Source organism: Sphingomonas sp. BE138, assembly GCF_031456125.1.
GTDB lineage: Bacteria > Pseudomonadota > Alphaproteobacteria > Sphingomonadales > Sphingomonadaceae > Sphingomonas.
The window spans coordinates 128,334-145,604 of sequence record NZ_JAVDUC010000009.1 but is presented as its reverse complement, the minus strand read 5'-3'; the positions used below and the strand labels follow the sequence as shown (position 1 = coordinate 145,604).

The 17,271-nt window shown below is 63.0% G+C and carries 20 protein-coding genes; 9 read left to right on the top strand and 11 right to left on the bottom strand.

Translation table 11 applies throughout. The annotated features are described in order from the left end of the window. The first annotated feature begins 228 nt into the window (after positions 1–228). Both lpdA and J2Y58_RS13055 read left to right on the top strand, forming a co-directional pair. The gene (gene lpdA, locus J2Y58_RS13060; protein ID WP_159513015.1) at positions 229–1,638 is read left to right on the top strand and encodes a dihydrolipoyl dehydrogenase; all 1,410 of its coding nucleotides are present in this window, start codon (positions 229–231) and stop codon (positions 1,636–1,638) included. Next, complete coding sequence (locus J2Y58_RS13055; RefSeq protein ID WP_310103750.1) at positions 1,635–3,767, top strand: NAD(+) synthase; 2,133 nt, start codon at positions 1,635–1,637, stop codon at positions 3,765–3,767. Before lpdA ends, J2Y58_RS13055 begins: the two co-directional genes overlap by 4 nt. Positions 3,768–3,830: 63 nt before the next feature. On the opposite strand, the gene arsH is transcribed toward J2Y58_RS13055, so the two are convergent. From arsH to merC, 9 genes are all read right to left on the bottom strand, one after another. Continuing rightward, positions 3,831–4,574: an arsenical resistance protein ArsH gene (arsH, locus tag J2Y58_RS13050; RefSeq protein WP_159513013.1), complete on the bottom strand. Its 744-nt coding sequence runs from the start codon at positions 4,572–4,574 to the stop codon at positions 3,831–3,833. 30 nt (positions 4,575–4,604) lie between these two features. Then, positions 4,605–4,928, bottom strand: a complete 324-nt coding sequence (locus J2Y58_RS13045; protein ID WP_151989808.1) for a YnfA family protein — start codon at positions 4,926–4,928, stop codon at positions 4,605–4,607. Beyond that, on the bottom strand, positions 4,925–6,211 hold the full coding sequence (locus J2Y58_RS13040; RefSeq protein ID WP_151989809.1) for an arsenic transporter: 1,287 nt from the start codon (positions 6,209–6,211) through the stop codon (positions 4,925–4,927). The genes J2Y58_RS13045 and J2Y58_RS13040 overlap by 4 nt, the downstream gene beginning before the upstream one ends. Beyond that, positions 6,211–6,639 (bottom strand): arsenate reductase (glutaredoxin), encoded by a 429-nt coding sequence (gene arsC, locus J2Y58_RS13035; RefSeq protein WP_151989810.1) that lies wholly within the window; start codon positions 6,637–6,639, stop codon positions 6,211–6,213. Before arsC ends, J2Y58_RS13040 begins: the two co-directional genes overlap by 1 nt. An 11-nt stretch (positions 6,640–6,650) precedes the next feature. Next, a complete protein-coding gene (locus tag J2Y58_RS13030; RefSeq protein ID WP_151989811.1) occupies positions 6,651–6,983 on the bottom strand; it encodes a helix-turn-helix transcriptional regulator in 333 nt (110 codons plus the stop codon). Positions 6,984–7,067: 84 nt separating this feature from the next. Further along, positions 7,068–8,417: an NAD(P)/FAD-dependent oxidoreductase gene (locus J2Y58_RS13025; protein ID WP_151989812.1), complete on the bottom strand. Its 1,350-nt coding sequence runs from the start codon at positions 8,415–8,417 to the stop codon at positions 7,068–7,070. 57 nt (positions 8,418–8,474) lie between these two features. Then, positions 8,475–8,639 (bottom strand): GDCCVxC domain-containing (seleno)protein, encoded by a 165-nt coding sequence (locus J2Y58_RS13020; protein ID WP_302675749.1) that lies wholly within the window; start codon positions 8,637–8,639, stop codon positions 8,475–8,477. A gap of 56 nt (positions 8,640–8,695) precedes the next feature. Then, positions 8,696–9,103: a mercury transporter MerT gene (locus J2Y58_RS13015; RefSeq protein ID WP_151989814.1), complete on the bottom strand. Its 408-nt coding sequence runs from the start codon at positions 9,101–9,103 to the stop codon at positions 8,696–8,698. Continuing rightward, positions 9,103–9,510, bottom strand: a complete 408-nt coding sequence (merC, locus tag J2Y58_RS13010; protein WP_056638677.1) for an organomercurial transporter MerC — start codon at positions 9,508–9,510, stop codon at positions 9,103–9,105. Before merC ends, J2Y58_RS13015 begins: the two co-directional genes overlap by 1 nt. 130 nt (positions 9,511–9,640) lie before the next feature. Here merC and J2Y58_RS13005 point away from each other — a divergent pair, with 130 nt between their 5' ends. Continuing rightward, complete coding sequence (locus tag J2Y58_RS13005; RefSeq protein WP_151989816.1) at positions 9,641–10,036, top strand: helix-turn-helix domain-containing protein; 396 nt, start codon at positions 9,641–9,643, stop codon at positions 10,034–10,036. Between the two features lie 195 nt (positions 10,037–10,231). On the opposite strand, the gene J2Y58_RS13000 is transcribed toward J2Y58_RS13005, so the two are convergent. Further along, on the bottom strand, positions 10,232–10,711 hold the full coding sequence (locus tag J2Y58_RS13000) for an acyl-ACP desaturase (protein WP_064311304.1): 480 nt from the start codon (positions 10,709–10,711) through the stop codon (positions 10,232–10,234). A gap of 193 nt (positions 10,712–10,904) precedes the next feature. On the opposite strand from J2Y58_RS13000, the gene J2Y58_RS12995 reads away from it, so the two are divergent. From J2Y58_RS12995 to J2Y58_RS12970, 6 genes are all read left to right on the top strand, one after another. Next, positions 10,905–11,186: a PepSY domain-containing protein gene (locus J2Y58_RS12995; protein ID WP_064311305.1), complete on the top strand. Its 282-nt coding sequence runs from the start codon at positions 10,905–10,907 to the stop codon at positions 11,184–11,186. Between the two features lie 2 nt (positions 11,187–11,188). Then, positions 11,189–11,791, top strand: a complete 603-nt coding sequence (locus J2Y58_RS12990; protein ID WP_066489955.1) for a cytochrome b/b6 domain-containing protein — start codon at positions 11,189–11,191, stop codon at positions 11,789–11,791. Continuing rightward, on the top strand, positions 11,772–12,458 hold the full coding sequence (locus J2Y58_RS12985; RefSeq protein ID WP_064311306.1) for a response regulator transcription factor: 687 nt from the start codon (positions 11,772–11,774) through the stop codon (positions 12,456–12,458). Before J2Y58_RS12990 ends, J2Y58_RS12985 begins: the two co-directional genes overlap by 20 nt. 1 nt (position 12,459) lies before the next feature. Further along, positions 12,460–13,779 (top strand): HAMP domain-containing sensor histidine kinase, encoded by a 1,320-nt coding sequence (locus tag J2Y58_RS12980; protein WP_231738904.1) that lies wholly within the window; start codon positions 12,460–12,462, stop codon positions 13,777–13,779. A 173-nt stretch (positions 13,780–13,952) separates the two neighbouring features. After that, the gene (locus J2Y58_RS12975; RefSeq protein WP_066489936.1) at positions 13,953–14,663 is read left to right on the top strand and encodes a VIT family protein; all 711 of its coding nucleotides are present in this window, start codon (positions 13,953–13,955) and stop codon (positions 14,661–14,663) included. Positions 14,664–15,017: 354 nt separating this feature from the next. After that, positions 15,018–15,662 carry a recombinase family protein gene (locus J2Y58_RS12970; protein WP_037477107.1) on the top strand — a complete coding sequence of 215 codons (645 nt, stop codon included), beginning with the start codon at positions 15,018–15,020 and terminating at the stop codon, positions 15,660–15,662. A gap of 23 nt (positions 15,663–15,685) precedes the next feature. On the opposite strand, the gene J2Y58_RS12965 is transcribed toward J2Y58_RS12970, so the two are convergent. After that, positions 15,686–17,119: a transposase gene (locus J2Y58_RS12965; RefSeq protein ID WP_231376780.1), complete on the bottom strand. Its 1,434-nt coding sequence runs from the start codon at positions 17,117–17,119 to the stop codon at positions 15,686–15,688. Positions 17,120–17,271 lie beyond the last annotated feature (152 nt).

The window sequence follows — 17,271 nt, the reverse complement described above, 5'->3', positions numbered from 1 at the left end:
ATCTGATCAGCGCCCAGCGCACACCGGCCGGCGATACTGGAGACGGAGAGCGCTTCGTCCAAGAGGTGAGACCCTTCTATCCCTTTCTCCCCGCCTTGATGGTGCGGGTTCAGCGGACTTCACGTGGATATCTAGAGATGGGCTGAACTCGGATGTTCGCGCTGCTGGCGAAGCGGTTCCTTGCCAGCGGCGTTCAGCTCAGGTGACCGGTTTATCGAGGACGAACGAATGAACGACAGCTTCGACATCATCGTAATCGGCGGGGGCACGGCAGGCTATCCCGCCGCCATCCGCGCTTCACAGCTCGGGATGAGCGTCGCGTGTGTCGAACGTGGCGCCACGCTTGGCGGCACCTGTCTCAATGTCGGCTGCATTCCCTCCAAGGCTCTTCTCCATTCGACGGAGCTGTTTGCCGACCTCAGCGAGGGGCTTGAGAAGCATGGTATCGGCGTCAGCGGCGTTGCCCTCGACTTGGCGCAAATGATCAGCCGCAAAAATGAGGTCGTCGCTGGGCTTACCAAGGGCGTCGAACACCTCTTGAAAAAGAACAAGGTGGAATGGGTGAAGGGAAGCGCCCGTTTCACGGCACACGATCGCCTCGCCGTCGATCTGGCCGAGGGTGGCGCTCGATCTCTGACGGCAACCAAGGGGATCATCGTAGCAACCGGCTCGGATGTCGCGCGGCTGCCAGGTATCGACATTGATGAGGAGCGCGTCGTCTCGAATACGGGCGCGCTCTCGTTGAAGAAGGTGCCGGATCATCTGGTCGTCATCGGCGGCGGCTATATCGGCCTTGAACTGGGCTGCGTCTGGCGTCGGTTGGGCGCCAGGGTGACTGTGATTGAGTTCCTCGAGAGCATCGTGCCCAGCATGGATCGCGAGATCTCGCGACACCTGCTTAAAACGCTGAAGCAGCAAGGGCTAGACTTCCGGTTCCAGACCAAAGTGACGAGCGTCGAGAAGCGCCCCGACGACCTGCTTATCGCCATCGAGCCGTCAAACGGCGGTGCAACCGAGACCCTCGCGGCCGACGTCGTGCTGGTCGCAGTGGGCCGTAGACCCTACACAGACGGCCTAGGGCTGGACCAAGTCGGTGTCTTGCTCGACCCCAAGGGCCGCATACCTGTGGAGCTTGGTTTCAAGACTGTTGTCCCCGGAATTTACGCTATCGGCGACGTTATCGCGGGACCGATGCTTGCGCACAAAACGACGCTGGATGGGGTGCGCTGCGTGGAGGGGATCGCCGGCCGCTATCCAGGGGTCGACTACAACACCGTACCCGCCGTCATCTACACCTCTCCCGAGGTCGCGAGCGTTGGCAAAACGGAAGAGGAACTGAAGGCAGCCGGCGTCGACTACAAGTCCGGCACATTCCCGTTCCTGGCGAACAGCCGCGCGCGATGCAACGGCGACACCCGCGGGCTCACGAAGCTGCTGGCAGACGCGAAGACCGATCGCCTGCTCGGCGCTCACATTATCGGGCCGGACGCCGGAACGATGATCCACGAGGCCGTACTGGCCATGGAATATGGTGGGACGACTGAGGACATCGCGCTGACGACGCACGCCCATCCCACCTTGCCGGAGTCGCTGAAGGAGGCCGCTCTCGTCCTGCTCGGCCAAGGCATGCACATATGATCCAGAGCAAGGGCGCCGAGGCCTTTCTTTCCATCTACCGCCAAGGCTTTGTGCGAGTCGCTGCCTGCCGGCCGCGCTGCCGGGCCGCCGATCCCACGTTCAACCTCGCACAAACCATGGAACTAGCCCGCGAGGGCGACGCTCAGGCAGTAGCGCTGATGGTTTTCCCGGAACTGGGACTTTCGGGCTACTCAATTGACGATCTCCTGCTTCAGCGCGCGTTGCTCGACGAAGTTGAAGCGAGGATTATAGATCTGGTCGAGGCAAGCCGGACGTTGAGGCCGGTTCTCCTCGTGGGAGCGCCGTTACGGCGCGAAGGTCGGCTCTACAATTGTGCTGTCGCCATCCACCGGGGTCGGATTCTTGGTGTGGTACCAAAAGGCCACCTTCCCAATTACCGTGAGTTTTATGAGAAGCGGTGGTTCGCCTCCGGCCGTGACGTGCGTGGCGAGATCTATGTTGGAGGCGAGCCAGTTCCTTTCGGAATGGATTTGCTGTTCCAGGCTGACGACGTCGACGGCCTGATCTTCCACACTGAAATTTGCGAGGACGTTTGGGCTCCTGCACCCCCAAGCGACTTTGCCGCGCTCGCCGGCGCGCTGATCCTGACGAACCTTTCGGCAAGCAACATCGTGGTGGGCAAGGCGGACACACGACGGCGCCTCTGCGAGCTGCAGTCCGGCCGCTGCTGGGCAGCTTACATCTACTCCGCGGCCGGATACGGAGAGTCGACCACTGATCTCGCTTGGGATGGCCAGGCCTGCATATACGAGCTGGGAGCTCAGCTCGCGGAAACGGAGCGGTTCAGCGTCGCGTCCCAGATGGTCATTGCGGACATCGACGTGGAGCGGTTGCAACTAGAGCGCATGCGGACCGGCACCTTCAACGAGGCCGCTATCGCAAACGGGATGCCGGACCGGCGATTCCGACGTGTGTCCTTCCATCTCGATCCCCCGATGGGCGATCTCGGGCTGAGACGGAACATCGATCGTTTCCCCTTCGTACCTGATGATCCGGCCCGTCTCGACCAGGACTGCTACGAGGCGTTCAACATCCAGGTCAGCGGGCTTGCGAGGAGGCTGGAAGCAACCGGTTTAGCCAAGATCTGCATCGGCGTGTCCGGAGGGTTGGATTCGACCCATGCCTTGATCGTCGCGGCAAAGGCGTTCGATTTGCTTGGGCGTCCACGTACCGACATTCTCGGATTTACAATGCCTGGCTTCGCCACCAGCGCCAGTACGAAGTCCAATGCCCACGCCTTGATGAGTGGGCTCGGTGTGACCGCCGAGGAGATCGACATCAAGCCGCTTGCCAACCAGATGCTAGCGGATTTGCAGCACCCGTTCGCAACCGGCGAACCGGTCTACGACACGACTTTCGAAAACGTGCAGGCGGGACTCAGGACGGATCTTCTGTTCAGAGCTGCCAACCAGCGTAACGCCTTGGTGCTCGGCACCGGCAACATGTCGGAGCTTGCACTTGGCTGGTGTACCTACGGTGTCGGCGACCACATGAGCCACTACAACGTGAATGACTCGCTTCCGAAGACTCTCATTCAGCACCTGATCCGGTGGACGGCTTCGAACCGGCTGTTCGATACCAATGTCACAGACGTCCTTCTGGACGTTCTCGGGACTACGATATCGCCCGAGCTCATCCCGCAGGCGAGCGAAGGAGAATCGCAGAGCACCGAAGGCAAGATCGGACCGTATGAGCTCCACGATTTCTGGATCTACTATTTCACCCGGTTCGGGCTGCGGCCCTCGAAGATCGCTTTTTTGGCATTCCACGCTTGGCAGGACGTTAGTGCGGGAAGCTGGCCGCCGGGGTTTCCCGAGGAGCAAAAGCGCGCCTACGAGGTGGGCGTCATCCGCGCCTGGCTTGAGGTGTTCTTACACCGCTTCTTCGCTAACCAGTTCAAGCGCTCTGCTCTGCCGAATGGACCCAAGGTCACGACCGGCGGATCGCTATCCCCACGCGGCGACTGGCGCATGCCTTCGGACGCGCATGGACAGGTCTGGATCGACGAGCTGCGTCGCAACGTGCCCGAAGGCCTTGACGTTATGGCCGATCCCTCGACGCAAACAGCGATTATTGTACCGGCTGAAGCCAAGCCTATCGTGCGGTAATGTTGCACTCGCTACGCTATTGCGGGCGTGGGCGGCAGTCTTCCCCGGCGGACGGGCTTAGCTTCAGACGCGGGCCGTCGCGATGCTTGATAGATCGGTTGTCGGATCCATCGGCACCCCGGCTTCCTTGCGCTCGGAATAGCGATCGATAAGCTGGTCAGCATGTGGACGGAGCAAGACGGTGAAGCGGACCAACTCCTCCATCACGTCAACGATGCGATCATAGTAACTCGAGGCCTTCATCCGCCCGGCGTCGTCAAACTCGTTGAACGCCTTGGCGACCGATGATTGATTGGGGATGGTGAACATCCGCATCCAGCGGCCGAGCACGCGCAGTGTGTTGACGCTGTTGAACGACTGCGATCCCGCTGACACCTGCATCACCGCCAGCGTGCGCCCCTGCGTAGGGCGCATGCCGCCCATGTTCAGCGGCAGATGGTCGATCTGCGTTTTCATGATGCCCGTGATTTGACCGTGTCGCTCGGGGCTGCACCAGACCTGTCCTTCCGACCATAGAGAGAGCTGCCGCAACTCATGAACGGCCGGGTGGTCGTCGCCCGCCACTTGATCGGGCAACGGTAGCGTCGACGGATCGAAAATCCTCGTCTCGCACCCGAAAAAGTGAAGAAGGCGCGCAGCTTCCTCGATGCATAGCCGCGAGAAGGAGCGCTCGCGCAAACTTCCGTAGAGCAGCAGGATGCGCGGTGCGGGATCAGCCGGACCGAGACCGAGCGCAGGCCGCTGGTGGGCATAGGCCGGATCGAGTGCGGGTAGATGGTCGGGTTCGGACAGGTCGCGAAGAGGCATTGAACATTCCAAAGTCAGATAGGGCCGGCGTTACGCACCACGCGGCGCGAGCAGGATCACGCAAGTTCCGATGAGACATAGGGCCGCGCCACCCACGTCCCAGCGGTCGGGCCGAACGCCCTCGACGCTCCACAACCAAAGCAGTGAGGCGCAGATGTAGATGCCGCCATAAGCGGCGTAGGCGCGCCCTGCCGCATCGCTGTCCACGCGGGTCAGCAGCCAGGCAAAGACGACGAGGGACGCTATGCCTGGCGCGAGCCACAGGGGTGACTTTCCCATGCGCAGCCAAGCCCAGAAGGCAAAGCATCCCCCAATTTCAGCAAGCGCCGCTGCGATGTAGATCAGGGCTGTCATCCAAGAGTGATCCTCAATGCCAAGGCGCCGAGCGTGATGAGCAGTACCGGCACGGTCAGCGTGACGCCGACGCGGAAATAATAGCCCCATCCGATCCGCACGCCCTTCTGACCGAGAACGTGAAGCCACAGCAACGTCGCGAGAGACCCGATCGGCGTCAGCTTCGGGCCGAGGTCGCAACCGATTACGTTTGCGTAGATCATTGCTTCCTTGACCGCGCCGGTCGCGTGCGCCGCGTCGATCGACAGCGCCCCGACCAGCACGGTCGGCATGTTGTTCATCACCGACGAGAGAATGGCCGCGATGATGCCCGTTCCGAAGGCCGCACCCCACACACCGCCTTGTGCCGTGCGATCGAGCAGCGCGGCGAGGTGATCGGTCAGGCCGGCGTTCCGCAGGCCGTAGACGACCAGGTACATGCCGAGCGAGAAGATCACGACCTGCCACGGCGCGCCTCGCAGTACCTTCCGTGTCTCGATTACATGGCCGCGCCCGGCGATCACCAGGAGCAGGATCGCGCCGGCAGCGGCAACTGCGCTTACCGGTACGCCGAGGGGCTCGAGTAGGAAGAAGCCGGCGAGCAGAAGCGCCAGGACAACCCAACCGGCGCGGAAGGTCGCGGCATCACGAATAGCCTCATGGGGCGCGCGCAGCGCTCCGACATCATAGGCTTGTGGAATGTCACGGCGGAAGAACAGCATCAGTGCGCCCAACGTGACGGCGATCGACACGAGATCGACCGGCACCATCACGGAGGCATATTCACCGAAGCCGACTTTGAAGAAGTCAGCCGACACGATGTTGACGAGGTTGGAGACGACCAGCGGCAAACTTGCCGTGTCGGCGATAAAGCCGGCCGCCATGACGAACGCCAGCGTCGCCTTGTCCTTGAAGCCCAGCGCGCGCAGCATGGCGATGACAATCGGCGTCAGGATCAGCGCCGCGCCGTCATTGGCGAACAACGCGGATACTGCCGCGCCCAGCAGCACGATGAGAACGAACAGCCTCAGGCCATGCCCTCTGCCCCAGCGTGCGACATGGAGTGCTGCCCATTCAAAGAACCCGGCCTCGTCGAGCAGCAGACTGATGACGATGATCGCGACGAAAGCAGCGGTCGCGTTCCAGACGATGCCCCACACCACCGGCACGTCCGAGAGAGTGACGACGCCAGCGAGCAAGGCGACGACGGCACCGCCCATCGCGCTCCATCCAATGCCCAGCCCTTTCGGTTGCCAGATGACGAGCGCGATCGTGGCGACAAAGATCAGGACGGCAAGAAGCATCAGGCGACGCGCTGACCCGAAGCGTTCACGACTTGCTCGCCATCCTCCTTGACGAACGCGCCTTGCTGGCCTGTCTGCAGCAGATCGAGGACCGCTTCCGACGGGCGGCATAGTTTCACGCCCAGCGGTGAGACGACGAGCGGACGGTTGATGAGGATCGGGTGCGCCATCATGGCGTCGATCAGCGCGTCGTCGGAGAGCGACGTGTCACCCAGCCCCAGCTCCGCATAAGGCGTTCCCTTCTCGCGCAGCAGATCGCGCGGGGTGATGCCCGCACGGTCTATCAACTCGACTAGCAGCGCGCGCGAGGGCGGGGTCTTTAGATATTCGACCACGTGCGGCTCAATCCCCGCATTGCGAATCAGGCCAAGGACATTGCGCGACGTGCCGCACGCGGGGTTGTGGTAGATGACGATATCGGTAGCCACAGGGTGTCCTTTCAGCAGCAAGGATCGAGTTCCGCGAGGAGCGGCGCACACAGCTCGGGCGATCCGGCGCAGCAATCCTTGACGAGGAACAGCATCAGCGCGCGCAAGCCGTCCAGGTCGGCGCGGTAGACGATCGAGCGGCTGTGCCGGTCGGACCGGACCAGACCGGCACGTGCGAGAATACCGAGATGCGCCGACATGGTGTTCTGTGGCACGTTGAGCTGACGAGCAATCTCACCCGCGGCCAAGCCATCGGGTTCGTGCCGCACCAGCAGACGGAACACGTCCAGGCGTGTACCTTGAGCCAAGGCACCCAATGCAGCGATAGCCGAATCACTTTCCATATATCCAGCATAATGGATATTAAGTGTCGGGCCACGCCTTATTGGTGGACCGTTACCGCGTCATGTTGTTCTTCGAGGCCACCTTCATCCAAGCATCGAGCCGATATCCGACGCCCCAGTTGGATAGGCGAACATGGTTGATCGCAAGTCGCCTGCCGTGAGATGGTGCCGGATTGCGAGCGCAAACAGGTTGATGACCTCTTCTGCGTGGGGTCCGACCAGGTGAGCGCCGACTATGCTGTCGTCGCCTTCATCGACCAGCACCTTGAACCCATAGACCGGTTCGGCCGCTTGCTTCGCGGTATACCAGCCAGGCACGAAACTGCTGTTCACGCGAAAGCGTATTCCTCGCTTGCGCGCTTCGGCTTCGCCGAGGCCAACCGACGCAATGGGAGGAAGTGTGAAGGCGACGCTTGGGACGCCCCGATAGTCTGGCTGGAGGTGATTTCCCTCCAGTATGTTGCCGGCGACCACCTTGCCATCGTGGCTCGACACCGGCGTCAGTGGCGGCCCCATCTGGGCCGCGTCGCCGGCTGCATACACTGCCGGGTTGGACACGCTTTGCAGATGCTCGTTAAGCGTGAGGCGGCCGTGCTCGTGCGCGATCCCCGCCGCATCCAGGTCGAGTGCTTCGAGCGCCGGCCTGCGCCCGGCGGCATGAACGACCAGGTCGGCCGCGAAGCTCTTGCTTTCCCCGCCCGTGGAGGCGCGGACTAAGAAGCCGTCGCCTGTCTTGTCGATCGCCTCGACCACCGTATCGAGCTGCACGTCGATCCCTGCGTCGCGCAGGCGCGGCGTCAGCCAGCCAACCAGATCGGGGTCGAAGCCGGTCAACATGCGCGGCCCGCGCTGGAGGATCGTCACCTCCGCCCCGGCGTTCGCCGCAATCGTCGAAAACTCGGCCGCGATGTAGCCCCCCCCGACGACCACGATGCGCCGGGGCAGGCGCTCCATTGCCAGGAATGCCTCATTGTCGATGACATGCTCTTCGCCGGACAATCCGAGCGGGACCGGCTCGGCACCGCTGGCGATGAGGACGTGTCGCCCGGTGAGGGTCTTTCCCTCCACGACAAGGGTGTTCGCGCCGGTGAAGCGGACCGAGCCATAAAAGGTTTCCACCCCCGCGTCATGGTAGCTCTGTTCCTGCTTGCCCGGCACCGGATCGGTGAAGGTGCGCTTGAACGCCATCAGCTCGCGCCAGTCGATGCGGTCCTCGCCCACCACCCCGTTGCGGCGCATCCGGCGCGCGTTGTCGATGACGGCCGCACCGTGGCGCAGCATCTTCTTGGGGTCGCATCCGCGCAGCGCGCAGGTGCCGCCATAAGGTCGGCAGTCGATCACGGCGACGCTCTTGCCTGCCTTGCGGACGCGCATGGCCGCGACCCGCGCCGCGGTTCCCGCGCCGATAACGACCAGATCATAGGTTTCGGGCATGAGCTTCTTCCCTGCTGCGGGTGTAAATGGCGCTCAGGTGTTGATCGCCAGACGCGATCAGGTGCAACAGCTCGCCGTTGATCCGGACGCGCGCGCCTCCTGAATCGGGGGGCATGGCACGTCCCCGAACGAGCAATAGACGCAGCAGTCCCCGGCATTGGGGCGGAGCACCGCAGCGCAACCCTTGCAGTCGTAGAAGAACTGACAGGCATCGGTCGGCATGGTGTCTGTCGATTGGTGGCCGCACTTCGGACAGGTCAACGTGGAGGTAAGCAGCACTACAATATCCACTTCATCAGCAAAGGCTCAATCGAATCCCAAATAGCAGCCAACCCGACCAGCGCCGTCGCAGCGATCAGAAGGCCGATGGCGCGGCGCGGCGCGGCATCGGCCGCGCAAGCGTCTCCCGCCGTGCAAGCCGTTTCGCGTTTGCGCCACCACATGATCCAGGCGACCACGAGTGCGACCCCGCTCAGTACAAGAAGCGGCGTCCGGATGCTCGCCAGCTCGGCGAGGCTACCGGCGAGCCCGGCACCCACGCCGATCGAGGCGAGCGCAAGCGGCAGGACGCAGCAGGCAGCGGCAGCCGTAACCGCGCTCAAGCCCAACGCACCCGCGATTGATGCGACACCCCAAACGGGCGGCGCATCCGGTGCCGAGGGTCGCCTTGCGGCGGTATCCGTCATTATCTGTTCCTCGACGGGACCGGATTGCTGAATCGCCGCCCCGGAGGGGAAACCAGATCGACAATCGAGACCCCGATCATCAACACCAGCCCCGCATAAAGCACCCATTCCGCCCGGATGCCACGAAGCGACATTAGCAGGGCGGCAATCAGGACGAGCACAGGGCCAATAACCCCAAGGGCTAGGCGGAGCCAAGTTTTGTGTCGAAATCCGCTGCTAAGGTTTGCCGCCAAAACGACGAGAGCGGAGAGCGGCAATATGTACCGGATGAAGGGGCCTTCATACTGACTTAGAAAGCTTAAGCCGATCCCGGCACCGAGGCTGCCAAGAGCCGGAAAGCACGCTGCACAACCGAAAGAGGCGATGATCGCACCGATCACGCCCGTCTTGTCGGCTGTCCGCGTCAGAGCGTCTTCAGTAGGCACATCGTTTCCTTTTTCCCGCTCCGCCGAAGCGACACGCACGTCGTCTAGCTTCTCGACAAGATCCTCGTCCTCGTCGCATATGCACCCTCCAGTAACTGTAGGGTCAAGGGCCATGGCTCTAAAAATCGGTGACCTCGCGAACGCGACCGGCACGAAGGTGCAGACGATTCGCTATTACGAAGAGATCGGATTGCTGCCTCCGCCCGCGCGAACCGAAGGCAACTTCCGAACCTATGACAAGGGGACCCTTCGCCGGTTGTCATTCATTCGCCGCTCGCGCGGCCTTGGGTTCAGCCTTGATCGGGTCCGGGAGCTACTTGGGTTAGCCGACCATCGCGATTGGTCATGTACCGCAGTCGAGACGATCGCCCGTGAGCACCGTAAGGCAATTGAGCGCAAGATCGCCGACCTATCAGCGCTTGATCACGAGTTGGCCCAAATCATTGAGAAATGCGGGCACGGGACGGTTGCCGAGTGCGGTATTCTTGAAGCGCTGTCTCCGTCCTAAGTCACCTCTGAGAACAGGTGTCAAAAACGGACGTGGCTGTTGAAAATCTCGCGTTCGAATTGATGTTGCGCGATTAGGGCACTGAGCGCTCTTTCAGGCCCCATCCGGCGGGCGTGTGTTAAAAACCTATCGAACGATCCCGATTTGATGCGCCGGCCCGCCGGGGGGATGGCCGGGCCGGCGCCTGCAGCTGGCTTAGCGACGGGGGAGCTTTGCCAGGGCAGCCTTGTAAGCCGCGTAATGCGTGCCTTCGTCGACCGCGATCTGGCGGAACATCTGCGCTACCTTCTTGTCGCCGGCCGCTTCCGCCTCCTTGGCGAAATTCACGTACATCGTGACATTCTCGTAGTGCTCGCCCCTCATGGCATCTTCGAGGTTCACATTGTTGCTGCTGCCGAGCCGCAGCGCCTGCGCTTCGCGATCGAAGTGCTCGTTGGCCTCGACGTTGGCCGATGCGCGGAAGAGCTTGGCGAGTTCGGGCTTTCCCGCCGCCTGCGCCTGGTCGGCGTACCGCAGATACTTCAGGTTGGCATAAGCCTCCCCGTGCATCGCGGCTTCGAGGTTCGCCCGCGTGCTGGCGGCTAGCGGGCGGGTCGGCGCCGACGGCGCGGCGGTCACGCTGACGGCGAAAATGGTCGCGGCACCGGCGGCAGCGACGATCAGGGACTTCATCATGGTCGATACTCCATTGCCGCCGGAAGTGCGGCTGCCCCGCTATCGACCTCGGTCCTGACGACGACCTGACAGGTCCGCGGCAACCGCATTTTCGAGCCGTCGGAAAAACGCGCTGTGCCGTCAGGTTTCGGTCAGGCGGTGCTGCGATCTCCCGGTCATCGAGGCTATCCCGCCTCTGACAGGAGCTCGTTCGATGATCCGATTTGCCCCCTTGAAGGTCGCAGCCTTTCTCGCCGTCGTCGCAGCTGCGCCGATGGCGATGGCGTCGCCCGTCTGCACCAAGGCGCCCCAGGCCAAATGGATGACGCCGGCACAAATGAAAGGCCGCGTCGCCAAGATGGGCTATCGCGACATCAAGGTCTTTCAGGTGTCCGGCAGCTGCTACGAAATCTACGCCCACACCAAGGACGGCAAGCGCGCCGAGGTCTATTTCAACCCGGTGAACGGCGCGGTCGTTCAGAACAACGTCGACTGACGATGAGCCACGTCGCTCCAGCGGCTCCTTCCCGAGACCCTGCTCGCAACCGCGGCAGGGTCAAGGTCTGGGACCCGATCGTCCGCATCTTTCACTGGACCGTGGCAGGAGGTGTCATCGCCAACCTGACGTTCCTTCGGCATGAGGAGACGCCGCATATCTATGTCGGCTACGTTGTCGTCACGGCGCTGGCGATCCGGCTGATCTGGGGTGTTATCGGCCGCCGTCACGCGCGGTTCGCCAGCTTCGTGCCAGGCCCGTTCGTGTTGCTGCGCTATTTTCGCGCGATGGCTGCCCGGCGCGAGCCGCGCTACATCGGGCACAACCCGGCCGGAGGCGCAATGATCGTCGTCCTCCTTGTCCTGCTGGCGACGGTGGGGACCAGCGGATGGATGATGGGACTCGACCAATTCTGGGGTGTGAACTGGGTCGAGACGTTGCACGAAACCGCCGCCAATGTTCTGATCGGCGCGGTAGCCCTGCATGTCATCGGTGCGATCGTCGAGAGCGTGCGGCACCGGGAAAACCTGCCGCTGGCGATGGTCACTGGCTACAAACGTGCACCAACGGGGACCGACATCGACCATGCGCCTGCTGCTGATTGAAGACAACTCCCGGCTCGGCAGCCTGGTTCGGGACGGCCTGATCCCGCAGGGTTTCGCGGTCGATTGGGTCGAGACCGTCGAGGACGCCGAGCTGGCGATGACGGTGGCGACATATGACCTGCTACTGGTCGACCTTGGCTTACCCGATGGAGACGGCTTGGACATCGTCCGCCGTTCCCGCCGGGACAAGAATGCGACGCCGATCCTTGTCCTGACCGCGCGAGGTGGCCTCGACGACCGCGTCACCGGACTCGACGCGGGCGCCGACGACTATCTGGTGAAGCCGTTCCAGATTCCCGAGCTCGCGGCGCGGTGTCGTGCCCTGCTGCGACGACCCGGGGCGTCGCTCGGCACCCAGCTCGCCGCGGGCAACGTCGTGCTCGATTGTGCCTCACGGTCGGCCGAGGTGGGCGGCGTCGCGATCGACGCGACGCCGCGTGAAATCAACCTGCTCGAAGTTCTGCTCCGCCGCGCCGGACACGTCGTCGCCAAGCCGGCGCTCGAGAATACGCTATATGCGATGGACGCCGAGGTAACGCCCAATGCGTTGGAAGCGGCAGTATCGCGGCTGCGCAAGCGCCTGACCGCCGCCGGCGCGGACGTGCAGGTCCGCACCGTGCACGGCGTCGGCTATGCGCTGTTCGCGCCGAGCGTATCTGGTGAATAAGATGGACGCGGTTCGGCCAAGGCGACGCCCCCCTACGCTGTTCCGACAGATTGCGGCGCGTCTGGCGGCGTTCACGCTGCTGTTCGCAGCACTCGACGTCGGGATCGTCGTGTTCACCTACAGTCGCCAGCCCGAATCTCTCGCGCAGGAATTGCTGACGCTTGAAGCGACGAAGGCTCAGGCAGGCGGCGTGCTGTCGCCCGACCTGCTAACCGGACCGCCGGGGGCCGAATCCTGGTCCGCGCGCTATGTCGAACCGGGATCACCCGAACTCCGGCGGGTAGGGGAAACCGGGATCGACGGCGCGTCAACCCTGGTCGACTGGACGCGGCGCGAACAGACTCCTCGCGGCTATCGGATATCGGGCGTTCGCGCGATCGATCGCGGCGAGGAGCGGCGATGGCTGGCGATGCAGTTCGAGGGCGACGGCATCCGCCCCTATGTGCCGGTGATCGTGAACGAGATCATTCAGCACGTGATGCTGCCGCTGATCCCGTTGTCGCTGTTGCTGTTGCTGTTCAACGTCTTCGCCGTCCGCCGGGTGCTCCAACCGCTTCGCCATGCCGAGCGCGAAGTGGACGCGCTGGAACCCGACAACACCCTGCTTCGCCTTTCGGAGCCGAGTGAGCCGCGAGAGGTCAACACGCTCGTCAGTGCCGTCAATCGGGCGCTCGGTCGGCTCGATGCAGCGATGGCGACTCTGCGGGAGTTCACTGCCAACGCCGCACATGAGCTGCGCACACCGTTGTCGATCATGCAGCTATCGCTCGATCGGCTCCCCGCAGGCAAGCAACGGGACGAACTGCAGGCCGATGCGCGGCACCTGACCCGTCTCGTCGAACAGATGCTCGATCTCGCCCAAGCCGACGCGCTGGCCGTCGATGGCCACGTTGCCATCGATATCGCCGACATCGGCCGGGACGTCGTGGCCGCGATGGCGCCAAAGGTGTTCGCGGCGCAGCGTGATCTACGTTTCGAGAGCTTCGGCGACACCGCGGCGATCGGGCACCCGGAAGCGATCTTCCGCATCTATCGCAACCTGATCGACAATGCGCTGTCACACGCGCCCGGCGTCACGCCCATCGACGTAAGCGCGGGACCCGGTCCACAGCTGACGGTCCGTGACTACGGGCCGGGGATTGCAGAGGTCGATCTTCCGCACGTGTTTGACCGCTTCTGGCGCAAGGATCGCCGCAGCTCTACCGGAGCGGGCCTAGGCCTTGGCATCGTGCAACGGTTGACCGAAGCGCATGGTGGAACGGTCAGCGTCGAAAACGCGACAGGCGGGGGTGCTTCGTTTCGCGTCCGACTCGAAGTCTAGCCTTGAAATTACGGGAGCCATCGCTTTCGTCAGCTGTTCGTCAGGCCCGTGCCGCAACGCACCTGGCGTAGCTACATCGCTCCATCATCCCTGCACTGCTGTCCGGAGCCAAATACAATCCAATTCCCGCCCACTCGGCGGCTCACCGAGTTCGACATACTTTAGGATAGCCAATGACGACCGACGCCATCGATCACGCGCCAGGAGAACATCATCTCGTCCACCGTACAGGCTGGCTTCGCGCAGCGGTGCTCGGTGCCAACGACGGAATCATTTCTGTTTCAAGCCTGATCGTCGGTGTCGCAGCCGCGCCAGGCTCGACTGCGAGCACAGTCCTTGTTGCGGGGGTAGCAGCATTGGTCGGGGGTGCACTGGCGATGGCGGCGGGCGAATATGTTTCGGTCAGTTCGCAGGCGGATACCGAGAAAGCTGACCTTGCGCGAGAATCGGCCGAGTTGGAACGTTCGCCCGTGACCGAAACGCGGGAACTGGCCGCAATCTATGAAGGGCGTGGCGTCGAGCCGTCGCTAGCGATTCAGTTGGCCGAACAGATGATGGCACATGACGCTCTGGGAGCGCATCGCCGTGATGAGCTTGGCCTTGCTGACGACGGCGCATCGCAGCCGATGCAGGCCGCGGTATCCTCGGCCTTGGCATTTGCCGCCGGCGCGATCCTACCCGTGATCGCTGCATTAGCACCGCGTAGCGCTGTGCTTTATGCGGTGCCAGCAACGGCATTGGTGCTGCTTGGCGTGCTGGGTGCGCTTGGAGCGAAGGCGGGCGGCGCCCCGATCGGGCGCGCCATAATCCGGGTGGTTTTACTGGGTGTCCTTGCGATGGGGATGACGGCCCTTATTGGGGCTTTCACCGGGACGGTGGTTTAAAAGCTTTTCGTTGTGCGCGGCGATGCGACACTAGTCGGCACCGCTACGTCCCAAAAACGAGTAAGCAAACGCATCGCCACCCACGCCTATGGTCAGCCCCCCCCCCTTTCGCAAAGCTGATCGTATCCGGCACCACGCTAATTTGTTGCCGAAGTTTCCCGAAGCCTCCATCGTAACTGTCTTTAGCCGTGAAGCGACCGGGCACTCACAGCGCACACCAACCGCCAGAAAAACGACCGGTTTTCTGGCGGTAGCGGTTTTTGCCTCATCGAAGCTTCCTAGCGGTCGGAATACCCGTTGCGGAAACCACCGGCACATTGCAGGGTGTTAGATATCTTTTCTGGCGGGGTGATGATGCTCATCGGATATGTGAGGGTATCCAAGGCTGACGGATCGCAGACGCTGTCACCGCAGCGCGACGCGCTGCTATCCGCCGGCGTCGATGCCTCACGCATTTATGAGGATCTCGCGTCGGGTCGTCATGATGCGCGTCCTGGCCTGACTGCCTGTCTCAAGGCGTTGCAGCCCGGCAATACACTGGTGCTCTGGAAACTGGATCGCCTCGGACGTGACCTGAGGCATTTGGTCATCACCGCCGAGGCGCTGCGTGAGCGCGGCATCGGGTTGAAGGTACTGACTGGCGCCGGCGCGCAGATTGACACCACCACCGCCAACGGCCGCCTGGCTTTCGGCATCTTTGCCGCCTTCGCCGAGTTCGAGCGCGAGCTTATCGCCGAGCGCACACAGGCCGGCCTTGCTGCGGCACGCGCGCGGGGGCGCATGGGAGGGCGGCCCCGCAAGATGGACAAGGCAACGCTGGCGATGGCGATGGCCGCCATGTCCGATCGTAACGCGATCGCAGCTGATGTCGCGCGCCGTCTCGGGATGACGACGACGACACTCTATATGTACGTGAACGGTGACGGCACGCCCAAGGCGCCGGGCCAGGCACTGCTTGACGGTGTGCCGTACCGCAAAGAACGACTGCGCGCCGCGTGATGAAGCACGCCGCGCTTCAGCGATCAGGCATATTGCCGAGCGGGCGAGACGATCACGTCATGTTCGATCGACCGGGCCGAGATGGCGGCCGGGGTGAGGGCTGCGGGAACGCAGACACCTCTGCGCGGCTTGCCGATCAGCCGACGTGGTCGCGCCAGTATCATCAGGTTCATTACCGCCGCGCCGATCAGGAACTCTTCTTCCGCTCCGCGGATGCCGCGCAGGTGAAGCCGCCTCATGCCATGCTTGCCCTTGGCGTCGGCGAAGAACCGTTCGACCCCGCGCCGCAACCGCATAGACCGCTTGTAGAGCCCGGTTTCCACTTCGGCTCTGGCAAGATCGCGAACGTCTTCATCGTCCAGTCGAACCAGGGTACGACGCCGCGACGTCGTGCATTTCTTCCGAAGCACGCACGCCTCGCAATCCCGAACATCCGCCGCGTAACGGTGTACGCCGGTGGGAGGATGGAAGGCATGGTGCCGGAGCGTCTTGCCGGTCGGGCAGGTAAAGCTGTCGGTGCCACGATCATAGCTGAAGGCCGTTCGCGGCAGCTTGCCCTTGGTCTGCTGCGTCCGGTCGATCACGGGGATGTGTGGGGTTGCGCCGTGATCCCGCACGAAGCCGAGGAAGTTCGCGCTGCCATAGGCTTTATCGGCCGCGACCCGCTTGGGGCGATAATCAAACCGATCGGCCGACCGCTCGAGCATGACGCGCCCCGCATCAACTTCCTCCGCGAAGCGAGCTGGTGTCGCCTCGACATCGAGCGCGACGCCACTCGGGGTGTCGACCAGCGCATTCAAGGCGTAGCCGAACCGGCCACGCACCGTTCGCGCCGACCAGGCCGCGGCAGGGTCCGTTCGAGAGATGCCTTGGCAGCTTTTCGACCGCGCCATTTCAAAGACGGCATCTCCTGTGTCGTGCACCCACTCCCTAACCGCGCGCGACGCGTTGGCGACATACGGCAGGTAGCCGGGAACGGTCTTGCGCTGCCAGCTCGCATCAGCCGCTATGAACGACGCATCGATCGCGGCGTCTTTTCCGCCAATCAGTCCTTCTCTGATGCAGCGTCTCACCGTGCTCTCGAACAGGATCCGGAACACGTTGGCATCGCGGAAGCGACCATGGCGGTTCTTGCTGAACGTGGAGTGGTGCGGAACCTTGTCTCCCGGCGCGAGACGGCAGAACCAGCGATAGGCCAGATTGTAGCGCAGCTCCTCACACAGCCGCCGTTCGGACGCGATCGCGAAGATGCGGCCGATCAGCGTCATGCGGATGAGGAGTTCGGGATCGATCGATGGTCTTCCCCGTGCGCTGTAATGACCGGCCAGTGCCTGTCTCAACTCGCCGATGTCGAGCCATCGATCGACGCGACGCAGCAGGTGGTCTGTGGGCAACATGGCTTCTACGGTGCGGAAGGACGCCCCTTCCCGCTTACTGCGACAGGCTGGTCCCATCATAGCGACGCTCCTTTCGATAGGGGTGAAACGAAGGAGCAACCCGGCATGTCCGGCATTTTTCAACAGGCCCGATCGTTTGCGAGAAATGCGGTTGCGCTCGCGCAAAGGGAGCCGCGCGGCTCAATCGGCGCCCGTGGCTGACTGCGAGCATG

Coding starts and splice junctions, on each gene's coding strand:
- lpdA (WP_159513015.1), top strand. CDS start 229: ATGAACGACAGCTTCGACATCATCGTAATCGGCGGGGGCACGGCAGGC.
- J2Y58_RS13055 (WP_310103750.1), top strand. CDS start 1,635: ATGATCCAGAGCAAGGGCGCCGAGGCCTTTCTTTCCATCTACCGCCAA.
- arsH (WP_159513013.1), bottom strand. CDS start 4,574: ATGCCTCTTCGCGACCTGTCCGAACCCGACCATCTACCCGCACTCGAT.
- J2Y58_RS13045 (WP_151989808.1), bottom strand. CDS start 4,928: ATGACAGCCCTGATCTACATCGCAGCGGCGCTTGCTGAAATTGGGGGA.
- J2Y58_RS13040 (WP_151989809.1), bottom strand. CDS start 6,211: ATGCTTCTTGCCGTCCTGATCTTTGTCGCCACGATCGCGCTCGTCATC.
- J2Y58_RS13030 (WP_151989811.1), bottom strand. CDS start 6,983: ATGGAAAGTGATTCGGCTATCGCTGCATTGGGTGCCTTGGCTCAAGGT.
- J2Y58_RS13025 (WP_151989812.1), bottom strand. CDS start 8,417: ATGCCCGAAACCTATGATCTGGTCGTTATCGGCGCGGGAACCGCGGCG.
- J2Y58_RS13020 (WP_302675749.1), bottom strand. CDS start 8,639: ATGCCGACCGATGCCTGTCAGTTCTTCTACGACTGCAAGGGTTGCGCT.
- J2Y58_RS13015 (WP_151989814.1), bottom strand. CDS start 9,103: ATGACGGATACCGCCGCAAGGCGACCCTCGGCACCGGATGCGCCGCCC.
- J2Y58_RS13005 (WP_151989816.1), top strand. CDS start 9,641: ATGGCTCTAAAAATCGGTGACCTCGCGAACGCGACCGGCACGAAGGTG.
- J2Y58_RS13000 (WP_064311304.1), bottom strand. CDS start 10,711: ATGATGAAGTCCCTGATCGTCGCTGCCGCCGGTGCCGCGACCATTTTC.
- J2Y58_RS12995 (WP_064311305.1), top strand. CDS start 10,905: ATGATCCGATTTGCCCCCTTGAAGGTCGCAGCCTTTCTCGCCGTCGTC.
- J2Y58_RS12990 (WP_066489955.1), top strand. CDS start 11,189: ATGAGCCACGTCGCTCCAGCGGCTCCTTCCCGAGACCCTGCTCGCAAC.
- J2Y58_RS12985 (WP_064311306.1), top strand. CDS start 11,772: ATGCGCCTGCTGCTGATTGAAGACAACTCCCGGCTCGGCAGCCTGGTT.
- J2Y58_RS12980 (WP_231738904.1), top strand. CDS start 12,460: ATGGACGCGGTTCGGCCAAGGCGACGCCCCCCTACGCTGTTCCGACAG.
- J2Y58_RS12975 (WP_066489936.1), top strand. CDS start 13,953: ATGACGACCGACGCCATCGATCACGCGCCAGGAGAACATCATCTCGTC.
- J2Y58_RS12970 (WP_037477107.1), top strand. CDS start 15,018: ATGCTCATCGGATATGTGAGGGTATCCAAGGCTGACGGATCGCAGACG.
- J2Y58_RS12965 (WP_231376780.1), bottom strand. CDS start 17,119: ATGATGGGACCAGCCTGTCGCAGTAAGCGGGAAGGGGCGTCCTTCCGC.